Here is an 18,402-nt window from a genome sequence, read left to right on the forward strand (position 1 = left end):
AACGGGCGTCAGATACCCTGGCTGGCGGTGTTGCGGATCATCCGCACGCCGTTGACCTTGTAGGACCCGTCGTCCATCAGCCGCATTTCGTAGATGGCCGTCCAGTCCTTGCCTTCCCTGGCGCTGATCATCACTTCCTGCAGCACCACTTCGCCGCCGCCGATCATCTTCGAGCGGCCGAAGGCATAGTTGCCGGCGTGGTAGACCGGTTCGTAGGTTTTCCGCACCATATCCAGGAACCGGTCCTTGTTGGGATAGAGACTGCGGATCCCGGGCGAGGCGAAGGAATAGGCCTTTTCCGCGTCGTCGTGCATCAGCGCGGCGATCTGGCTGGAAATCACCGCCTGGGCATTGGCGACCGGATCCTCGGCTTTGACGGCGGTAAAGGAACAGAGAGCGAAACACAGAACGACGGCAACATATCGAACCAGCATCGGGCTTTCTCCAAGGGCGAGCACCAGAAGGCTAGCGCCTTTAGGCGCAAGGAGAAGATGGCGCCTGCAAAATTTTCGCGCAACGCCTTTCTGGAAAGCAAACGAATCCGAATGATTACAGAATGATGACGTGTCGAAGCGGCCCCTGCCGTTATCCGCACGTTTTCGTGATATTCCGCCTGTGGGTGGCGCACGGCAGCGTCCCGTTATCGCCGCTTGTCGGTATCCACCGACGCTGTCAGGAATGCAGCGGGAAATTTGATTCGCCCGGACATGCATTTCGATGAAAAATCTTTTACCGCCGGCGCTGCTTTATTTCAGCAATGCCATCCTCTTCATTTCGCTGTTCACGCGGTTGCCGGCTATCCAGGCGTCGCTGGGAATCGACAAGGCCGGCCTCGGTCTGGCCCTGCTGAGCGCGCCTGTCGGTACCTTTCTGGCGTTGCCACTGGCCGGCCGCATCAACGACCGTCTGACACCGCGGCTGACGGCGCTCGTCACCTTGCCGATCTGCGCCCTGCTGACGCCGGCGCTGACAATCCTTCCGGTCGCCGGGTTCGTGATCTGTTTCTTTCTGTTCGGTTTTTTCCGCACCATTTTCGACGTGGCGGCCAACATGATTTCCGCCGGCATAGAGCAGCGGACGGGCCGGAAGGTACTGTCCCGCAGCCATGGTTTCTGGTCGGTCGGCCTGCTGGCCGGCTCTCTTTGTTCGGGCTTCCTGGCCGAAAAGGCGGTGACGCCCTTTGTGCAGCAGACGCTCGCCACCGGTTTCGTCATCGCCGCCTGTTTGTTCGTCTTCTGGGTTACCCCCAACGACCCGGCACCGGAGACGCCGCCCGATCGCAAGGGATCTGCCTACGTGCTTCCCGACAGGACGATCGTGCTGATCTGCGTCATGGTTTTCGGCCTCTGCATCGTCGAGGGCGCGATTTATGACTGGGGTATCTTTTTTCTGCGCGAACAGCTGAAGGCCGACCCGGCGATTGCCGGCGTGCTTTATGCTGCCTTTACCGTCGGTATGGGGTTGACGCGGCTTTCCGGCGACATGCTGCGGGATAGTTTCGGCCCCATGATCCTGGTGCGGGCCTCGGCCGTTTCCGTTGCTCTTGGGATTGTACTCCTTGTGGCGATGCCGAGCCTGACGCTTGCCGGCGCCGCACTTTTTCTGATCGGTTGCGGCGTGGCGCTGGCTTTTCCGCTGGCGGTCTCGACGACGATCGCGCTCGGCAAGGGCAGGCCCTCGGAAAACCTTGCGGCGCTGTCGCTGACGCTGATGCTGTCGACGATCGGCGTGCCGCCACTGCTCGGCTTCATCGCCGAGCATGTCAGCCTTGTCGCGACCTTCCTGGTATTGCTGCCTTGCGTGCTGGTCAGCTTCCTGATGGCGCCCGTCGCCGAAGGCCGCCGCCTGTCCTGGCCGCGCCGGCGGACATAGCCCCCATCGGATCCGCCCGTGGGCCCGATCGGACTAGCCTGTGGGAAAGGCTGGCAGGGGCATGACCCTGCCCATAATTGGCCATAACAGTGGGCGAGGGGTTGAGACCACTGGCCTTAGCCGTTAGACAATGAAATCGGATTTGCCGAAAACAGGTGACACTGTGATCGACCCTTATGAGATGCTTGGTGTTTCGCGGGAGGCGGATGGCGTTGCCATCAAGTCGGCCTATCGCAAACGCGCAAAAACGGTTCATCCGGACGCCGGCGGCGACGTCGATGCGTTCGGAAAACTGACGGCATCCTATGAACTTCTTTCCGATCCCGTTCGTCGCAAGGTCTACGACGACACCGGTTACGACCCGGAACTCGCCGATACCAAGGATCTGCAGGGGCTGATGATTCTCGAAACGCTGGTCAACGAGATCATCCTCGACGAGCGCGAGCCGGGCAGTTTTGATCCTGTCGCCGCCATGCGCCGCAAGCTGACCGACAAGATCGTCAACGCCCGCTTCCATATTCTGGAGATGGAGCGTCATCGCGCCCGCATCCGCAACCATATCGATCGCATCGGCCGCAAGCCTAATACGGACGTCTTGGGGCGCATGCTGAAATCCCGCTGCGTGGCGATCGACGACGCGATCGGCAAGGCCGAGACCGAGATTGGCAACATCGAGCAGGCCTATGGCATGCTGGATGGCTATTCCTACGAGGTCGAGGTGATCGAGATCAAGACCGCGGCGGAGTAGGCGTACAGCCGGTCTTGACACCCAATATAGCTTCAAGACATAGCTTCAGCCCATTCAATCCAAAGGGTTTTCGATGGCGTTGACCATACGTGAGGCCGTCCGCGAGGATGCGGCGACATTGCTCGGTTTCATTCGCGAGCTGGCGATCTACGAAAAAGCCGAGCACGAGGTCGCGGCGACCTCCGAGACGATCGGGAACTCCATCTTCGGCACCGGATCGGTGACCCATGCGCTGGTCTGCGAGCAGGACGGCGTTCCCATCGGCATGGCCATCTGGTTCTTCAGCTATTCGACCTGGCAGGCGAAGAACGGGCTTTATCTTGAAGACCTGTATGTGACGCCGAAGGCGCGCGGGCTCGGCGCCGGCAAGGCGATGCTGAAGCGGCTGGCGCGGATCGCCATCGAGAACGATTGCGGCCGGTTCGAATGGAGCGTGCTCGACTGGAACGCGCCGGCGATCCGGGTCTACGAGGCGATCGGCGCAGAGCCGATGAAAGAGTGGATCCGCTATCGGCTTTCGGGCGAGACTCTGAAGAGCTTTGCCGAGGGCTGATGGGGCAGGCGAGGTTGACGCTGGACGCGTGACCGTTATAAAGCCAGCGCACGGGGAAGTCGCCACTACGGTTTTTGACGATCCATGCACGCGACCAGAGCTTTTCCAGCTTTCGTCGAGCCACGCGCGGCCAGTAGGTGCGGTCGATCTGAAATGCCGTCCTTGATTGCGATCTGTTTGGCAGCCGCGGAGAATGCCGTGGCGAAGGTTTTTGCGTTGTCTGGCGAAAGCATCGTTTGAGAAACGGCCAAATTGTCCCCGACCGCACCAGTTTCCCCATCCTGACCAAATAGCAATTTGCCGTCTATTGCGATTTCGATCTTTGGGACAATACCCTTGAGGATTGGTTCGTGAGCAAATCCTGGAATAGCTCGGATCAATAAGCCGGATTCCGCGCTATCGCAGATGAACAATACCCCAGAACGAAGTGACGACATGAAATCTACCGTCACGCGCGTACCTTTGGAAAAAGGATCGTCCTCTAAATCGACGGTCCAAGCCTGAAAACCGGCGTCTACGACACCCGCCGAGGCCGCAACGAGGCCCACAGCAACCCAAAATGCACGCATAGCTACCCCCTGTGCTTCGAAGCAATGCTTGCAAGCCACTTGCATGGAAGTCAACTCCCTGTTGTATCTCTACTCAGAAACCTATCGAATGCTCGTAAGGAGCAACACGAGGCGAGAAACCCGTCCGGCTTGGCGCTGCTGATCTCGAAGAGGCAGAGGTCACTTGACAATCGGGATTACACTGGACCTTCATTCGCATGTGACGCCGGGCATGCAGGCGAATACGGCCGAGCAAGTTGACGCTGCGATCAAAGCTGCTAAAAAGCCAGTCATCGAGTGATTGGGTAGCAAGTCGGTAGCAATTGCCGTTTTTGAGAAATCAACAAAAAGTGGATTTGTCAGCCTTTTCAATCGGATGGAAGAGTGTCCGAGTGGTTTAAGGAACCGGTCTTGAAAACCGGCGTGCGGGAAACCGTACCGTGGGTTCGAATCCCACCTCTTCCGCCATTTGTCTCGACTCCACCGGGAACGTGTGCGCATATGCGCGATCAACCTTGGGGAGAGGGACATGAAATACATTATTTGTTTGATCGCGTTTTCGATGCTGGGCGGCTCGGCGACCTTTGCCGGCTCAGTTGACGGCTATTTCAATAGAAGCGGCACGTATGTCGCGCCCCACTACCAGAGCAGGAGCAACGGCACGGTCACCGATAACTACTCGTTCAAGGGGAACGCTAACCCATATTCAGGGACGACGGGGACCGACAGCTACAGCCACGATCGTACATCCCCTTATTTCAATGGGATGCCGAGTTCCAGCGGTCGCTACGGACATTCCGGCTCGCGTTACTGACGCTTAGTGACCAGTGAGAAATTCCTATAGATCGGCGCGATTCTGCCGGTAGTCCCTGCGGCGGTTCTCATGTTGACACCTAATGCTCTTCGTCTATGACATGCTTTGGAACTGGTGCAGGATCAGCCTAGCCGCAGCCTGGGAGCACATCCGATTGCCGAACCCTCCCTCTCACCGCGGCTCCACGGACAAGCTCAGGTAGGTCGGATCGAATTCCGCCACCTCTTGCAACCGTTGCCAGTCGAGAATAGTGATCGTCTGGTTGGACCAGGAGATCAGGCGTTCTCTTCTCAGCGTTTGGATGACGCGGTTCATGTGGACGAGCGACAATCCCAGGACATCGGCCATCTCGCCTTGCGAGAGCGGGAGATGAAAGGTCCAGCCGTTGGTGCGGCGGACCACGTCCAGCCGGACATAGAGTTCGCAAAGAATGTGGGCGAGGTGCGAAACTTTGGAGCGCCGCCCCATGGCGACGATCCAGGCGCGGTGGATCGAGCCGTGGATCAGCGTATCGAGCCATAACATCCGGGTCAGGTGCGGATGCTGTTCCGTCACCTGCTTCAGGTCTGAATGGTCGCAAAGGCTGACATGGCATGGGGAAAGCGCGACGACGCCGTGGTCCATGGTTTTCAGCAGGAAGGCATGCAGGTCGACGAAATCCCCGGCGACGTGGATTGCCGTGATCTGCCGCGTGCCTTCCTCCGTCAGTTTGTATCGGGCAGCGAACCCGTCGACGAGCAGGCTGCTGTAGCCGGGCCTCGATCCCTCCGCGACGAAATCCTCTCCCGCCAGAAAACGCCGCTCACGGCCGACGATGCGCCTGAGAATGTTGCGCTCTTCATCGGTAAGAACGTCGTGTTGTTCGAGGTTGAGAAGTAGAGAGTCGATCACGGTTATCCTCGGCGGCGCATCAATATCGAGGTAAAGAACGGATGAGGAGGCTATATAGATCCATCGGAAAGACTGACCCCTGGACGGGAACAAATGCCCGCAAAGGAAATTCGGACGATAAATACTCAAGGCAGTGAGCAACGCATGGCGCGGTACTTCTTCGATTTGATCAACGGTGACGGACCTGTGCGTGACAATGAGGGTCAGGAAATATCGACCCGCGAGGAGATCAGCCGGGAGGTCAGCCGGATCTTGTCGGACATCGCCCGCGAGGAGTTCCCCGAGCGGGGGAAGGGCGCGATCTCCATCGAAGTCCGTAACGAACATGGGCAGCCGGTGTTTACCGGGCGTCTATCGTTCCAGACGCGCTGGCATGATGAACCGGAACTCTGACTATGTAACCTCGAAGTTATTCGGGTGTGTACTTGGCTTTTAAAGCGGTCTTTATTTACGCATCATTAACCATATTGAATAGAATTTTATCTATGTGTCCCATTTCACTCGCATTTTCGCCACGTTGCCGGCAAAAGTTCATTTCCATTAAGTCCGCGGCATAGGGGTATGTCTCGGATCGGTTCAATGGCTGTGAAAAGTGGCGCGGTTACGAGGACCGTTTGCGGCGTATTGCAGTGAAGGCGGCATGGGACGGATGAGTTTGGGTTTGAGTGGCGGCAAGCTTTCGCTGGGTGCGAAATGGCTCGGGATAACGATGGTCTGCGCGGGGATGGCATCCTGCGCCACGACCGAGGCACCGAAGTCGAAACCCCGCAGCAAAGAGTATTTCTCCGAAAAGGAATATGGCGTAAAGGCGAGCCCGCGCGTAGTCGGCGACGGCCGGCCCGTGCCGAAGGGTGGCGGCCGGTTCATGGTCGGCCAGCCCTATGAGGTGAAGGGCCAGACTTACGTTCCGAAGGAAGATCCGAATTACAACAGGAGCGGTCTCGCCTCCTGGTACGGCTCGGCGTTTCACGGTCGCCTGACTGCCAATGGCGAAGTTTACGATAGCGACCACCTGTCTGCCGCGCATCCGACCTTTCCGCTGCCGAGTTATGCTCGTGTGACCAATATCGACAACGGCACCTCGGTCATCGTCCGGGTCAATGACCGTGGCCCGTATCATCCTGGCCGCATCATCGACGTCTCCGACAAGACGGCCGAGTTGCTCGACATGAAGCGGATCGGCACGGCGCATGTGAACGTGCAATATGTGGGCCGCGCCCGCATGGACGGAAAGGACATGCCGTTCCTGATGGCGTCCTACATCCGCAAGGGCGATCGCCTGCCGTCGATCCGGCCGGAAGGCCAGATCGCCACGGGCGTCATGGTCGCGTCGAACCAGACGCTGGGCGACCAGCTCCAGAGCTACGGCTCGGCCATACCGCGTCCGATGGCGCTGGCCGGCCGGACGCCGAGTGGCCCGGCGCCGGTATCCGCCGCGCCAGAGGCCTTCGAGGCTTTCGAGAATTTCTCGACATTGCCGCAGGTCGGTCCCCACCCGATCGAGCGGCCGGTTGTCGGCGGCGTTGCCGCCGCGCAGACCCGGCAGGTTGCGTCTTCCTATCCGCTCGAAGCTCAGGCAAGGCCCCCGCAGGGGCGGAGCCTAGAATCCGCCTACGCATCGGCGCCCCAGGCTAAAACTCCGCAGGTCATGTTCGGCAACATGGTGCTGGAAGGCCCCAAGGCCGCTCAAAAGCCCGCGCGCTGACGCAAGGGCGATTGCCGGGTGCAATCGCCGCTGCTACGCATGGGGCGGAACGGTTCGTGGGGTGATCATGCGGCGCCTGCTGATTCTTCTTTGCCTAGTATTGCTGCAAGCCGGCTTGCTTTCGCAAACCGTCGACGCGCAGGAACCACCGCCCGCCTTCGTGACCAAGGCGAAGCAGATCTATATGGTCGAGGCAAAGACCGGCACGGTGCTGCTCGCCTCCAACGAAAACCAGGGTTTTCCCCCGGCGTCGCTTGCCAAGCTGATGACCATGGAAGTGGTCTTCAGTGCGTTGAAGCGCGGGGAGATCAGCCGCGACACGACCTATCCGGTTTCTGAATTTGCCTGGCGCACCGGCGGCGCGCCCTCGGGCACCACGACCATGTTCGCGGCGCTGAAATCGCAGATTCGCGTCGAAGACCTCGTCAAAGGCGTCGTCGTCCAGAATGGCAACGATGCCTGCATCGTGCTGGCAGAGGGCATTTCCCATTCCGAACGCGAATTTGCAGCCCGGATGACGGCGCGCGCCAAGGATCTGGGTCTCGGCCGGTCGGTCTTCGGCAATTCCACCGGTCTGCCGGACACGGAGAGCCGCACGACCGCGCGTGACCTCGTCGAACTCTCTCGCCATATCTTCCGCGAATATCCGGAATTCTATCCGATCTACGCGCAGCCAGATTTCACCTGGAACAAGATCTTCCAGCGCAACAAGAACCCGCTTTTTTCACTCAATATCGGCGTTGACGGCCTGGGCGCCGGTTTTGCCGAAGGTTCGGGTTATGCCCTGGTGGCGTCTGTGGCCCGCAACGGCACGCGGCTGTTCCTCGCCATGGGTGGGCTTGCAAGCGACAAGGAGCGGCTGGAAGAAGCGAAAAGGGTGCTCGAATGGGGGCTTTCCTCGTTCGAGACCAAAGTCCTGTTCAAACAGGGCGAGGTGATCGGCCAGGCGAGCGTTTACGGCGGCACGACGGGTCATGTGGATCTCGTCGCCAAGGAACCAGTCGATATCTACCTGCCCGCCAATAATCCCGACCGCCTGTCCGGGCGAATCGTCTATCGGTGGCCATTGCGGGCTCCGGTAACCGAAGGCCAGGATGTCGGCGTGCTGAGGATTTCTGTAGGCGACCGGGTGGTGCGGGAAGTGCCGCTGGTAACCGCCAAACCGGTCGGAACGGGCAGCCTCGTCAGCCAGGCGACGGATGCATTGCTCGAGCTGATGTTCTTCTGGCTTTGACAACACGATGTTTCGCAGCGCACCCTTATGCGTTATAAGCTGACAAAAAATGAGTGCGGAAAGACGCGTGGCAGAACATTCCGGATTGTTCGTAACTTTCGAAGGCGGCGAGGGGGCTGGCAAATCCACCCAGATTCGCCGGCTGGCGGATCAGTTGCGCCGCCGCGGCCATGATGTGCTGATGACGCGGGAGCCTGGCGGCTCGCCGGGCGCGGAAGCCGTGCGCCATGTTCTGCTTTCGGGTGCGGCGGAAGAGTTCGGCGTGCGGATGGAGGCGATCCTGTTTGCCGCGGCCCGTAACGATCATGTCGAAGAGGTGATCCGCCCGGCGCTTGAAAGCGGCGCGGTCGTGCTCTGCGACCGGTTCATCGATTCCTCGCGTGTCTACCAGGGCGTCACCGGCAATCTGGAGCCTGACTATATCGAGGCGCTGCAGCGGGTGGCGATCAACGGCGTGGTGCCGGATTGCACGCTGATCCTCGATCTGCCGGCCGAAGTCGGCCTGAAACGTGCCCGCAAGCGCGGAGCCGACAGCGCGCCCGATCGTTTCGAGCGCGAAGAGATCGAAACCCACGAAAAACGCCGCGAGGCCTATCTCGAAATCGCCGAGGCGGAACCGGAACGCTGCCATGTGGTCGACGCCGAGCGCTCCGAAGACGAGATCGCCGACGAGATTTTCGCGATCGTCGAGCCCTTGGTGCGGGAACTGAGCTTTACCCAGAAGAGCAGTGCGGAATCGGTCGGATGAGCGAGGAAACCGCCGGTATTCTGGAAGGCGCCGTGCCGCCGGCGCGCAATCCGCATCTTTATGGCCACCAGACCGCCGAGGATTTTCTGGCCCGCAGCTATCGTTCGGGGAAGGGTCACCATGCGATCCTGATCGAAGGACCGGAAGGCGTAGGCAAGGCGACGCTCGCTTTCCGTTTTGCCAACCACGTGCTTTCGCATCCCGATCCCGCGACTGCGCCCGAGCATCTCACCGATCCCGATCTCAATTCGTCGGTCAGCCGGCAGATCGCCTCCGGCGCCTCGCACAACCTCCTGCATCTCGCCCGCCCGGTGGACGAGAAGACCGGCAAGACGAAAACGGCGATCACGGTCGACGAGGTGCGTCGGGCCGGGCATTTCTTCTCGCAGACGTCAGGCACCGGCAATTGGCGCATCGTCATCATCGATCCGGCCGACGATCTGAACCGCAATGCGGCGAACGCCATTCTGAAGATCCTCGAGGAACCGCCGCGCCGGGCGCTTTTCCTGGTCCTCTCGCATGCGCCCGGGAAATTGCTGCCGACGATCCGGTCGCGATGCCAATCGCTGAGGCTGTCGCCGCTCGGTGACAGAGACCTTGCAAAGGCGCTCGCGGGTCTGGGTACGCCGCTCGACGGCGGCAAGGTGGAAGAGATGGTGCTGGCCAAGTCCAAGGGCAGCGTTTCCCAGGCGCTGAAACTCCTGAACTACGGCGGCACCGAGATCATCTCCGCCTTCGAGGAGGTGGTCGCAGCCGACGGTCCGACAGCCCGCAAGGCGATGCACCGGCTCGCGGATGTGCTGTCCGGCAAGGACAGCGAAGTGATCTTCGGCTTTTTCCTGGAGCACCTGGGCGACCACCTGATCGACAAAGCGCGCAACGCAGCCCTTGCCGGCGATCTACCAACGGCCGACCGGCAGGCAAAACTGGTCAGCGACATGACTGAGAAGATCACCATCGCGCAGGCCTATAATCTGGACCGCAAGCAGACGATCCTGTCGATCCTCGAAGCAGCGCGACGCTGAACTTTAAGGGCAGGGGCGGGAGCCGCATAAGGAACTTTGTGTTTCGCATCAGCGAAACATGCGCTAAGAGCGGCATGATCCAAATCCAAGTGCCCGAGTGCCCCCGATGTCCGATAAGACGCCCTATTACATCACCACTGCGATTTCTTACCCGAACGGCAAGCCGCATATCGGCCATGCCTATGAGTTGATCGCGACGGATGCCATGGCGCGCTTCCAGCGCCTGGACGGCAAGGATGTTTTTTTCCTGACCGGCACGGACGAACACGGCCAGAAGATGCAGCAGACGGCGCGCGCCGAAGGCATTTCGCCGGAAGCGCTGGCCGAGCGCAATTCCGGTGAATTCCGGGCGATGGGCAAGCTGCTCAACGCGTCCAACGACGATTTCATCCGCACCACCGAGCAGCGTCACCACGAGGCCTCCAGGAACATCTGGAACCGCATGGCCGATAGTGGCGACATCTACAAGGATACCTATGCCGGCTGGTATTCGGTGCGCGACGAAGCGTTCTATGCCGAGGACGAAACGTCGGTGCGCGATGGCGTGCGCTACGGGCCGCAGGGAACCCCGGTGGAGTGGGTTGAGGAGTCCAGCTACTTCTTCAAGCTCTCCGAATACGGCGATAAGCTGCTGAAGCACTACGAGGAAAACCCGGATTTCATCGGCCCCAACGAGCGCCGCAACGAGGTGATCTCCTTCGTGAAATCCGGCCTGCGGGACCTGTCGGTATCGCGCACCACGTTCGATTGGGGTATCAAGGTACCCAATGATCCGGCGCATGTCATGTATGTCTGGGTCGATGCCCTGACCAACTACATCACCGCCACCGGCTATATGGAAGACCCGAACGGCCCGCGCGCCAAATACTGGCCGGCGGACGCGCATATCATCGGCAAGGACATCATCCGCTTCCATGCGGTCTATTGGCCGGCCTTCCTGATGTCGGCCAGGCTGCCGCTGCCGAAGCGCGTCTTTGCCCACGGCTTCGTGCTGAATGCCGGCGAGAAAATGTCGAAGTCGGTCGGCAATGTCGTCGACCCATTCGAGCTTCTGGAGAAGTTCGGGCTCGACTACGTGCGTTATTATCTCTGCCGCGAGATTTCCTTCGGCCAGGACGGCAATTGCAACGATCAGCTGATCGCCACCCGGGTCAATGCGGATCTGGCCAACGGCATCGGCAATCTTGCAAGCCGCTCGCTGTCGATGATCGTCAAGAACTGCGACGGCCATGTTCCGGAACCGGGCGAACTCACCGACGCCGACAAGCAACTGCTTGCCGCTGCCGACGGCCTGATTGCCGTCTGCCGCGAGGAAATGGACAAGCAGCTGATCAACCGCGCTCTTGCGGCGATCATCGGTATCGTTTCCGACACCGACCGTTATTTCGCGGCGCAGGCGCCGTGGGTGCTGAAAAAGACCGATCCGGCCCGCATGGGCACGGTGCTCTACGTGACGGCGGAAGTCGTGCGCCAGATCGCCGTTCTGCTGCAGCCTTTCATGCCGGACTCGTCGGCCAAGCTGCTCGATCTTGTGGCGTCTCCGATCGATAAACGGGATTTTGCGGCGCTCGGCGAAGCCGGTCGCCTGAAGCCCGGCACGCCGCTCGAAGCGCCGACGCCTGTCTTCCCGCGTTATGTCGCGCCGGAAGCGAGCGCATAGGGTCTTATCCATGCTGATCGATACGCATTGCCACCTGGATTTTGCCGATTTCGCCGAGGAGCGCGATGCAATCGTGTCGCGCGCCCACGAGGCCGGCGTCGGCCAGATGGTGACGATCTCGACGCGGGTTCGAAAACTCGACGGACTGCTGGCACTGACCGAGCGGTATCCGTCGGTCTTCTGCTCGGTCGGCACGCATCCGAACAACGCCGGCGAGGAACTGGACATCCAGACCGAAGACCTGGTGCGGCTCGCCAATGCGCATCAGAAGATCGTCGCGATCGGCGAGGCTGGGCTCGACTATTTCTACGACACGCAGACGCCGGCAGACCAGAAGACCGGGCTGATCCGCCATATCGCGGCCGCCCGGGAAACCGGCCTGCCGTTGGTCATCCACAGCCGCAGCGCCGACGAGGACATGGCCGAGATCCTGACGGCGGAAAGCGGGAAGGGGGCCTTCCCTTTCATCCTGCATTGCTTCTCGTCGGGCGCCGACCTCGCCCGCATCGGCGTTGAACTCGGCGGCTACGTATCCTTCTCCGGCATCCTGACATTTCCGAAATCGGAAGACCTGCGCGCGATCGCCAGAACCGTGCCGCTCGACCGTTTGCTGGTCGAGACCGATGCGCCGTACCTGGCGCCAAAACGCTGGCGCGGCAAGCGCAACGAGCCGTCCTACGTGGTCAACACGGCCGAAGTGCTGGCCGAATGCATGGGCGTCAGCTACGAGGAAATCGCTGAGGTTACCACGCAGAACGCGTTCCGTATCTTCTCCAAGATGCCGAGGCTCTGACCTGTGGCGAGGTATCGGCGACGCTTCACCATTCTTGGCTGCTCGTCGTCGCCGGGCGTAYCGCGGCTGAATGGCGACTGGGGCGCCTGCGATCCTAACAACCCGAAGAACCGCCGCACGCGTGCCGCCTTCATGGTCGAGCAGATCGGGCCTGATGGCGGCAGCACGGTGGTGGTGGTCGATACCGGCCCCGATTTTCGCGAACAGATGATCGCCGCCAAGGTGCAGCGGGTCGATGCGGTTCTCTATACCCACGCCCATGCGGATCATCTGCACGGCATCGACGACCTGCGCGGTTATTTCATCCTGCAGCATCATCGCATCCCGATCTATGCCGATGCATTCACCATGGAACGGATTCGCCAGGGTTTTGGCTATTGCCTCGAAACCCCGGCGGGCGGCAACTATCCGCCGATCGTGCGGCCGTTCCTGATCGACACCCTTGAGGAGCCGATCGTCATCGACGGACCCGGCGGACAGATCCGTTTCCTGCCGCATCTGCAGGTGCATGGCGACATCCATTCGCTGGGTTTCCGGATCGGTGACGTGGGCTATTGCAGCGACGTGAGCGACTTTCCGCCTGCAAGCGTTCCGAGGCTCGGCGGGCTTGATACGCTCATCATCGATACGCTGCAGTACCGATATCACCCGAGCCATCTGTCGCTGGAACAGGCGCTCGAATGGATCGCGAAATTTGCGCCGAAGCACGCTATCCTGACGCACATGCATCTTCCGCTCGACTACGATACGGTAATGGCGGAAACGCCGCCACATGTCGAACCGGCCTATGACGGCCTGACGTTCGAAGTTGCCGTCGATCTCTGATCGCTGCGGGGTTATGGAGTGACCAAGAACCCCAGGTCTGCCGGGCTTCTTTGCAATTCGGTTAGTTCCATAATCTATCTTATGCGATCTTCGCATATGGTCGGGGAACGTTATCAGCGTATTCCCGTTCCCTCCCGCTGAAGATGCCCGGCGGCTTGTCTTGGTCGTTGGCACAAGTCGTCAAGCTTGGTGCAAGCCAGCGTCCCTACCGTCGACCTCACCCGGAATGATTCCGGTTCAGATTGAGGACAATGATATGTCGAACGAAGCCAATACCCACCAGCCGTCTGAACAGTCTCTTGCGCTGTTCCTTCAGGACAACGACGCCGACAAGCTGACCGATATCCTGGTCGAAGCGCTCTACGAGGCCTTCCGCATTCTCGAAGACGAAGTCCGTCCCGAAACCTTTCACTAAATCTTGCCGCGCCGTTCGAATGCCGGGCCATGAAGGCCTCTTGCGCCAGGACGTCCCGAAAAGTGCTGCCATCTCGTCATCCGCCTTCCGCCTGAGCAGGCTCGCATGCCCGGGCTGCACCTTACTTCACGAAGTCTTGTGTTTGGCAGACGAACCCGGTTGCCGTATGGCATCGGCCACTTCCAACGGATTCTCCCATCATGTTCGCAAGCGCCACGCCCTTCCTCACGATCGGTCTTCTGATTCTGTCGAACGTCTTCATGACCTTCGCGTGGTATGGACACCTGAAATTCGAGAGCAAGCCGCTTTATCTCGTCATCATGGTGAGCTGGGGCATAGCCTTCTTTGAATATTGCGCCCAGGTGCCAGCCAACCGCATCGGCTACGGTTACTTCAATGCAGCGCAGCTGAAGACCATCCAGGAGATCATCACGCTCTCTGTCTTCGTGATTTTCTCGGTACTTTATCTTGGCGAGCCTATTCACTGGAAGCAGATCGTCGGCTTCGGGTTCATCGCGCTCGGATCCTTCTTCATCTTCACGAAATAGCGCAGACGTCGGGAACCCGCGCACCACAGATGGGTTCGGATCACCATGACGACGTCAGGTGATGCGATGAAGAAGCAGTCGGGCGATATCCGGATTGGCATTTCGGGCTGGACCTACAAGCCCTGGCGCGGCGTTTTTTATCCTGAAGGCCTGCCGCAGAAGCGAGAGCTGACCTACGCCGCCGAGCATTTCCGCTCGATCGAGATCAACGGCACCTTCTACGGACTTCAACGTCCGCAGAGCTTTGCCGCCTGGCATGATGCAACGCCCGACGACTTCGTCTTCGCAATCAAAGGTTCGCGCTACATAACCCATATGCGCCGCCTCACCGACATCGAGACGCCGCTTGCCAATTTCCTGGCGTCCGGCGTCCTGCGCCTCGGCAAGAAGCTCGGACCCATTCTCTGGCAGTTTCCCCCGCGGATGAAATTCGATGCGGAACGTTTCGAGCCCTTTCTGAAGCTGTTGCCGAAGAGCACGGAGGATGCCGTCGCGCTCGCCCGGCGGCACGACGCGCGTCTCGATGGGCGCTCCTATGTCGAAACGGATGCGAACCGGCCGATTCGCCACGCGTTGGAAATCCGTCACGACAGCTTCCGCTCGCCGGAGTTCGTCGACCTGCTGCGTCGCTACAAGGTCGGCCTGGTCGTCGCAGATACGGTCGAATGGCCTCTCCTGATGGATCTCACTGCCGATTTCGTCTATTGCCGCCTGCATGGCTCCGAACAACTTTACGTCAGCGGATATGACGACAAGGCCCTCGACCGGTGGGCGCAGCTCATTCGCCAATGGGCCAAGGGTCGCGACCCGAAGGACGGGGAGCGCGTGGGGCCACCCTCCCCGCCGCGGGCGCACGGGCTGGATGTCTATGTCTACTTCGACAACGACGTGAAAGTGCGCGCGCCGCGGGACGCGCAGGCCTTGGCCAACCGGCTGAATGCGGGTCCGATTGCGGCGAGTGTGAAGACCGCCAGACGCGCCTGAACGGGAGGTTTTCGCTTTTCCGTCAGCATGCCTTCATTTCCATCTCGGTTTGATTTAGAGACAGTCCTTCAATCCGCCTTTTCCGGGCGGCAGGACTGTTCGCAAGGTATGTTGATCGATGCTTGATTCCCTCAGAAACGCCGCCCGCTCCTGGGTCGCCAAGTCGCTTCTCCTGCTTCTGGTTGCGTCTTTCGCTATCTGGGGCGTTTCGCACTCCCTGGTGACGGCGAGCGGCAATACGGTGATGACCGTCGGTGACCAGCAGATTTCGAGCCAGGAATTCCGCCTCGCCTATCAGCGCCAGATCGCCAATCTCAGCCGCCAGTTCGGCACGCAGCTGACCGCCGAGCAGGCTCGCGCTTTCGGCGTCCAGAACGAGGTGTTCACACAGCTCGCGGCTGGTGCCGCACTCGATCAGCTTTCCCGTGACATGAACCTCGGCCTGTCGGAAGACCGCCTCGCCAAACTGATCGCCGAAGACCCGGCCTTCAAGGGCGTCAACGGCCAGTTCGACCGCAATCTCTTCACCTCGCGCCTGCGCAATGCCGGCATCCGCGAAGACGATTACATCAAGGAGCGCAGCAAGGTTGCGGTGCGCAGCCAGATCGTCGAGGCGGTTTCGGATGGCTTCCAGCCGCCGAAAGTGCTGGTCGATGCTTTGAAGAGCTATCGTGACGAGACCCGCTCGATCGATTATGTCCTGCTCTCCAATGCCAATATCGACCCTGTGAAGGCGCCGGCGAACGATGTGCTTTCTGCCTGGTTCGAAGGCGTGAAGACCCGTTACCGCGCACCTGAATACCGCACCTTTGCCTATGTGAAGCTGCAGCCGGGCGATATTGCCGATGCATCTTCGGTGACTGACGAAGCAGCGCGCGCCGAATACGAAAAGCGCAAGGATAGCTACAAGACGCACGAAACCCGCACCATCGAGCAGCTCCCCTTCCCCAACAAGGAAATGGCGCAGGCCGCAGCGGCACAGCTGAAGGACGGTACCGCCACTTTCGACCAGATCATCAAGGATCAGGGCAAGACCGCGGCGGACGTTCTGCTCGGTGATTTCACCAAGGAGAACGTGCCTGATCCGGCCTTTGCCGATCCGGCCTTCAAGATCACTGCCAGCGGCGGAACGACGGCTGTCATCGCCGGCACCTTCGGCCCGGTCATCCTGCGCGTCACCAATATCCGCCCGGAGACGACGCGATCGTTCGACGAAGTCAAGGAGGAGATCCGCAAGCGGCTTGCCGTCTCTTCCGCGTCCCAGGAAGTCTTGAGCGTCCACGACCGTTTCGAGGATATGCGCAGCGGCGGCACCTCGCTGGAGGATACCGCCAAGGCGCTCAACCTCAAGGCTGTCACCGTGACGTCGGATGCCTCCGGCCGCAACGAAAAGGAGCAGCGGATCACCGAGCTTCCCGCTTCGAACACGCTGCTTGGAGACGTTTTCCGCACCGAACCGGGCGCTGACACCATTCCGGTAAACCTCGGCAATGATGGTTACGTCTGGTTCGAGGTGCGCAATATCGTGCCCGAGCGGGACCGCCCCCTCGCCGATGTGCGCGACAAGGCCGTTGCCGACTGGACCGCCGAACAGCAGCGCCAGGCGCTTGCCGCCCGCGCGACCGAGCTCAAGGGCCGCCTCGACAAGGGCGAGACGCTGGCAGCCATCGCCACCGAACTCGGTGTTGCGGTCGAAAACAAGCAGGGCCTGCGCCGCGGCGCCGAGGATGCGATCTTCGGCAACGAGGCGATTTCGGCAGCCTTCGCCGGCCCGGTCAACACCACCGCGACCGCGCTCGGCTCCGATGGCGAAAGCCGCCTTCTGATGAAGGTCGCCGCCGTCGACCAGGCGACGACGGATGCGCTCTCCGGCGACCAGCAGCTGCAGCAGATGGCGAACGCTGCCGGTGACGACATGCTCGATCAGATGGTCAACAGTCTGAAGACCAGCTACGGCGTGTCCGTCAACCAGACCGTGGTCGACCGGGCCATGCTCCAGTGAAACAGAGGGACGGCCGACCATGCCTGAGCTGAAACCCCTGCTTGCCAAGGTTGCCAATGGCGAGAGCCTCAGTCACGAAGAGGCGCGAGGCGCTTTCGACATCCTGATGTCCGGCGAGGCGACGCCGTCGCAGATCGGCGGCTTCCTGATGGCGCTGCGCGTTCGTGGCGAGACTGTTGCCGAGATCACCGGCGCGGTCGAAACAATGCGATCGAAGATGCTGCCCGTCTCCGGCCCCGCTGACGCCATCGATATCGTCGGCACCGGCGGCGACGGCCTCGGCACCTACAACATCTCCACGCTTGCCTCCCTGATCGTCGCCGGCTGCGGCGTCCCGGTCGCCAAGCACGGCAACCGGGCGCTGAGTTCGAAATCCGGCACGGCCGATACGCTTGGCGTTCTGGGCGTCAACCTGGAGATCGGTCCCGACCAGATCTCCCGCTGCATCCGGGAAGCCAGCATCGGCTTCATGTTCGCTTCCATGCATCACGCGGCCATGCGCCATGTCGGCCCGAGCCGCGTCGAGCTCGGCACCCGCACGATCTTCAACCTGCTCGGCCCGCTTTCCAACCCGGCCGGCGCCAAGCGCCAACTCCTCGGCGTCTTCGCGCCAAAATGGCTCGGTCCGATCGCCGAAGTCCTGCGCGATCTCGGTTCGGAGACCGTCTGGATCGTCCACGGCGACGGCATGGACGAGATCACCACCACGGGCATTACCCAGGTGACGGCGCTGGAAGACGGTAAGATCCGCTCCTTCGAGCTGACGCCGATGGATTTCGGGGTTCAGCCTGCAACGCTGGACGAGCTCAAGGGCGGCGATGGCGTCCACAACGCGGCGGCATTGCGCGCCGTGCTCGGCGGTGCGAAGAATGCGTATCGCGATATTTCGCTCTGCAATGCGGCCGCCTCGCTGATCGTTGCCGGCAAGGCGGAAACGATCGCCGACGGCATGAGGCTTGCCACCCGTTCGCTGGAGAGCGGCGAGGCGGCGGCAGCGCTCGACCGTCTGGTTGCCGTCTCGAACGAAAAGGATTGAG

The 18,402-nt window shown here is 60.7% G+C and carries 20 protein-coding genes and 1 tRNA gene; 18 read left to right on the plus strand and 3 right to left on the minus strand.

The window, feature by feature from the left end:
- Nucleotides 1-8: 8 nt before the first annotated feature.
- Nucleotides 9-434: a DUF4864 domain-containing protein gene (locus AC1DLT_RS17585; protein WP_477487564.1), complete on the minus strand. Its 426-nt coding sequence runs from the start codon at nucleotides 432-434 to the stop codon at nucleotides 9-11.
- A gap of 283 nt (nucleotides 435-717) precedes the next feature.
- Here AC1DLT_RS17585 and AC1DLT_RS17590 point away from each other — a divergent pair, with 283 nt between their 5' ends.
- The 3 genes from AC1DLT_RS17590 to AC1DLT_RS17600 all read left to right on the plus strand — a co-directional run bounded on the left by AC1DLT_RS17590 (nucleotide 718) and on the right by AC1DLT_RS17600 (nucleotide 3,173).
- Entirely contained in the window at nucleotides 718-1,872 is a 1,155-nt protein-coding gene (locus AC1DLT_RS17590) for an MFS transporter (protein ID WP_477487565.1), read from the plus strand.
- Between the two features lie 130 nt (nucleotides 1,873-2,002).
- Complete coding sequence (locus tag AC1DLT_RS17595; RefSeq protein ID WP_038586878.1) at nucleotides 2,003-2,620, plus strand: J domain-containing protein; 618 nt, start codon at nucleotides 2,003-2,005, stop codon at nucleotides 2,618-2,620.
- A gap of 73 nt (nucleotides 2,621-2,693) precedes the next feature.
- The gene (locus tag AC1DLT_RS17600; RefSeq protein ID WP_477487566.1) at nucleotides 2,694-3,173 is read left to right on the plus strand and encodes an N-acetyltransferase family protein; all 480 of its coding nucleotides are present in this window, start codon (nucleotides 2,694-2,696) and stop codon (nucleotides 3,171-3,173) included.
- A 65-nt stretch (nucleotides 3,174-3,238) separates the two neighbouring features.
- On the opposite strand, the gene AC1DLT_RS17605 is transcribed toward AC1DLT_RS17600, so the two are convergent.
- Nucleotides 3,239-3,742 carry a hypothetical protein gene (locus tag AC1DLT_RS17605; RefSeq protein WP_477487567.1) on the minus strand — a complete coding sequence of 168 codons (504 nt, stop codon included), beginning with the start codon at nucleotides 3,740-3,742 and terminating at the stop codon, nucleotides 3,239-3,241.
- A 357-nt stretch (nucleotides 3,743-4,099) separates the two neighbouring features.
- On the opposite strand from AC1DLT_RS17605, the gene AC1DLT_RS17610 reads away from it, so the two are divergent.
- A tRNA-Ser gene (locus tag AC1DLT_RS17610) sits at nucleotides 4,100-4,189 on the plus strand.
- A 61-nt stretch (nucleotides 4,190-4,250) separates the two neighbouring features.
- Complete coding sequence (locus tag AC1DLT_RS17615; protein ID WP_477487568.1) at nucleotides 4,251-4,535, plus strand: hypothetical protein; 285 nt, start codon at nucleotides 4,251-4,253, stop codon at nucleotides 4,533-4,535.
- A gap of 171 nt (nucleotides 4,536-4,706) precedes the next feature.
- Here AC1DLT_RS17615 and AC1DLT_RS17620 read toward each other — a convergent pair whose 3' ends face one another.
- On the minus strand, nucleotides 4,707-5,426 hold the full coding sequence (locus AC1DLT_RS17620; RefSeq protein ID WP_477487569.1) for a Crp/Fnr family transcriptional regulator: 720 nt from the start codon (nucleotides 5,424-5,426) through the stop codon (nucleotides 4,707-4,709).
- 93 nt (nucleotides 5,427-5,519) lie between these two features.
- On the opposite strand from AC1DLT_RS17620, the gene AC1DLT_RS17625 reads away from it, so the two are divergent.
- From AC1DLT_RS17625 to trpD, 13 genes are all read left to right on the plus strand, one after another.
- Nucleotides 5,520-5,819, plus strand: coding sequence for a DUF6894 family protein (locus AC1DLT_RS17625; protein WP_477487570.1), 300 nt, complete (start codon nucleotides 5,520-5,522; stop codon nucleotides 5,817-5,819).
- Nucleotides 5,820-6,075: 256 nt separating this feature from the next.
- The gene (locus tag AC1DLT_RS17630) at nucleotides 6,076-7,131 is read left to right on the plus strand and encodes a septal ring lytic transglycosylase RlpA family protein (RefSeq protein WP_477487571.1); all 1,056 of its coding nucleotides are present in this window, start codon (nucleotides 6,076-6,078) and stop codon (nucleotides 7,129-7,131) included.
- 67 nt (nucleotides 7,132-7,198) lie between these two features.
- On the plus strand, nucleotides 7,199-8,365 hold the full coding sequence (locus AC1DLT_RS17635) for a D-alanyl-D-alanine carboxypeptidase family protein (protein WP_477487572.1): 1,167 nt from the start codon (nucleotides 7,199-7,201) through the stop codon (nucleotides 8,363-8,365).
- A gap of 49 nt (nucleotides 8,366-8,414) precedes the next feature.
- Nucleotides 8,415-9,113, plus strand: a complete 699-nt coding sequence (tmk, locus tag AC1DLT_RS17640) for a dTMP kinase (RefSeq protein ID WP_304655747.1) — start codon at nucleotides 8,415-8,417, stop codon at nucleotides 9,111-9,113.
- Nucleotides 9,110-10,138: a DNA polymerase III subunit delta' gene (locus AC1DLT_RS17645; RefSeq protein WP_477487573.1), complete on the plus strand. Its 1,029-nt coding sequence runs from the start codon at nucleotides 9,110-9,112 to the stop codon at nucleotides 10,136-10,138. The genes tmk and AC1DLT_RS17645 overlap by 4 nt, the downstream gene beginning before the upstream one ends.
- A 106-nt stretch (nucleotides 10,139-10,244) precedes the next feature.
- Complete coding sequence (gene metG / locus AC1DLT_RS17650) at nucleotides 10,245-11,798, plus strand: methionine--tRNA ligase (protein ID WP_477487574.1); 1,554 nt, start codon at nucleotides 10,245-10,247, stop codon at nucleotides 11,796-11,798.
- Between the two features lie 10 nt (nucleotides 11,799-11,808).
- Nucleotides 11,809-12,591, plus strand: coding sequence for a TatD family hydrolase (locus AC1DLT_RS17655; protein WP_038543024.1), 783 nt, complete (start codon nucleotides 11,809-11,811; stop codon nucleotides 12,589-12,591).
- A gap of 3 nt (nucleotides 12,592-12,594) precedes the next feature.
- Entirely contained in the window at nucleotides 12,595-13,416 is an 822-nt protein-coding gene (locus AC1DLT_RS17660; protein WP_477487575.1) for an MBL fold metallo-hydrolase, read from the plus strand.
- 256 nt (nucleotides 13,417-13,672) lie between these two features.
- Nucleotides 13,673-13,831: a hypothetical protein gene (locus AC1DLT_RS17665; RefSeq protein ID WP_167551672.1), complete on the plus strand. Its 159-nt coding sequence runs from the start codon at nucleotides 13,673-13,675 to the stop codon at nucleotides 13,829-13,831.
- 200 nt (nucleotides 13,832-14,031) lie between these two features.
- A complete protein-coding gene (locus AC1DLT_RS17670; RefSeq protein ID WP_038543032.1) occupies nucleotides 14,032-14,379 on the plus strand; it encodes a DMT family protein in 348 nt (115 codons plus the stop codon).
- Between the two features lie 66 nt (nucleotides 14,380-14,445).
- Nucleotides 14,446-15,363, plus strand: a complete 918-nt coding sequence (locus tag AC1DLT_RS17675; protein ID WP_477487705.1) for a DUF72 domain-containing protein — start codon at nucleotides 14,446-14,448, stop codon at nucleotides 15,361-15,363.
- A gap of 118 nt (nucleotides 15,364-15,481) precedes the next feature.
- Nucleotides 15,482-17,365 (plus strand): peptidylprolyl isomerase, encoded by a 1,884-nt coding sequence (locus AC1DLT_RS17680; protein ID WP_477483536.1) that lies wholly within the window; start codon nucleotides 15,482-15,484, stop codon nucleotides 17,363-17,365.
- A 19-nt stretch (nucleotides 17,366-17,384) separates the two neighbouring features.
- Nucleotides 17,385-18,401, plus strand: a complete 1,017-nt coding sequence (trpD, locus tag AC1DLT_RS17685; RefSeq protein ID WP_477487576.1) for an anthranilate phosphoribosyltransferase — start codon at nucleotides 17,385-17,387, stop codon at nucleotides 18,399-18,401.
- The last annotated feature ends 1 nt before the right edge of the window (nucleotide 18,402 follow it).

This window comes from Neorhizobium sp. 05N33, assembly GCF_056397445.1.

Bases quoted from the DNA above. Each gene is read 5' to 3' on its own strand.
- AC1DLT_RS17595 (WP_038586878.1), top strand. From the start codon at position 2,003: ATGAAATCGGATTTGCCGAAAACAGGTGACACTGTGATCGACCCTTAT.
- AC1DLT_RS17645 (WP_477487573.1), top strand. From the start codon at position 9,110: ATGAGCGAGGAAACCGCCGGTATTCTGGAAGGCGCCGTGCCGCCGGCG.
- AC1DLT_RS17635 (WP_477487572.1), top strand. From the start codon at position 7,199: ATGCGGCGCCTGCTGATTCTTCTTTGCCTAGTATTGCTGCAAGCCGGC.
- AC1DLT_RS17590 (WP_477487565.1), top strand. From the start codon at position 718: ATGAAAAATCTTTTACCGCCGGCGCTGCTTTATTTCAGCAATGCCATC.
- AC1DLT_RS17675 (WP_477487705.1), top strand. From the start codon at position 14,446: ATGAAGAAGCAGTCGGGCGATATCCGGATTGGCATTTCGGGCTGGACC.
- AC1DLT_RS17680 (WP_477483536.1), top strand. From the start codon at position 15,482: ATGCTTGATTCCCTCAGAAACGCCGCCCGCTCCTGGGTCGCCAAGTCG.
- tmk (WP_304655747.1), top strand. From the start codon at position 8,415: ATGAGTGCGGAAAGACGCGTGGCAGAACATTCCGGATTGTTCGTAACT.
- AC1DLT_RS17605 (WP_477487567.1), bottom strand. From the start codon at position 3,742: ATGCGTGCATTTTGGGTTGCTGTGGGCCTCGTTGCGGCCTCGGCGGGT.
- metG (WP_477487574.1), top strand. From the start codon at position 10,245: ATGTCCGATAAGACGCCCTATTACATCACCACTGCGATTTCTTACCCG.
- AC1DLT_RS17665 (WP_167551672.1), top strand. From the start codon at position 13,673: ATGTCGAACGAAGCCAATACCCACCAGCCGTCTGAACAGTCTCTTGCG.
- trpD (WP_477487576.1), top strand. From the start codon at position 17,385: ATGCCTGAGCTGAAACCCCTGCTTGCCAAGGTTGCCAATGGCGAGAGC.
- AC1DLT_RS17600 (WP_477487566.1), top strand. From the start codon at position 2,694: ATGGCGTTGACCATACGTGAGGCCGTCCGCGAGGATGCGGCGACATTG.
- AC1DLT_RS17625 (WP_477487570.1), top strand. From the start codon at position 5,520: ATGCCCGCAAAGGAAATTCGGACGATAAATACTCAAGGCAGTGAGCAA.
- AC1DLT_RS17670 (WP_038543032.1), top strand. From the start codon at position 14,032: ATGTTCGCAAGCGCCACGCCCTTCCTCACGATCGGTCTTCTGATTCTG.
- AC1DLT_RS17630 (WP_477487571.1), top strand. From the start codon at position 6,076: ATGAGTTTGGGTTTGAGTGGCGGCAAGCTTTCGCTGGGTGCGAAATGG.
- AC1DLT_RS17655 (WP_038543024.1), top strand. From the start codon at position 11,809: ATGCTGATCGATACGCATTGCCACCTGGATTTTGCCGATTTCGCCGAG.
- AC1DLT_RS17615 (WP_477487568.1), top strand. From the start codon at position 4,251: ATGAAATACATTATTTGTTTGATCGCGTTTTCGATGCTGGGCGGCTCG.
- AC1DLT_RS17585 (WP_477487564.1), bottom strand. From the start codon at position 434: ATGCTGGTTCGATATGTTGCCGTCGTTCTGTGTTTCGCTCTCTGTTCC.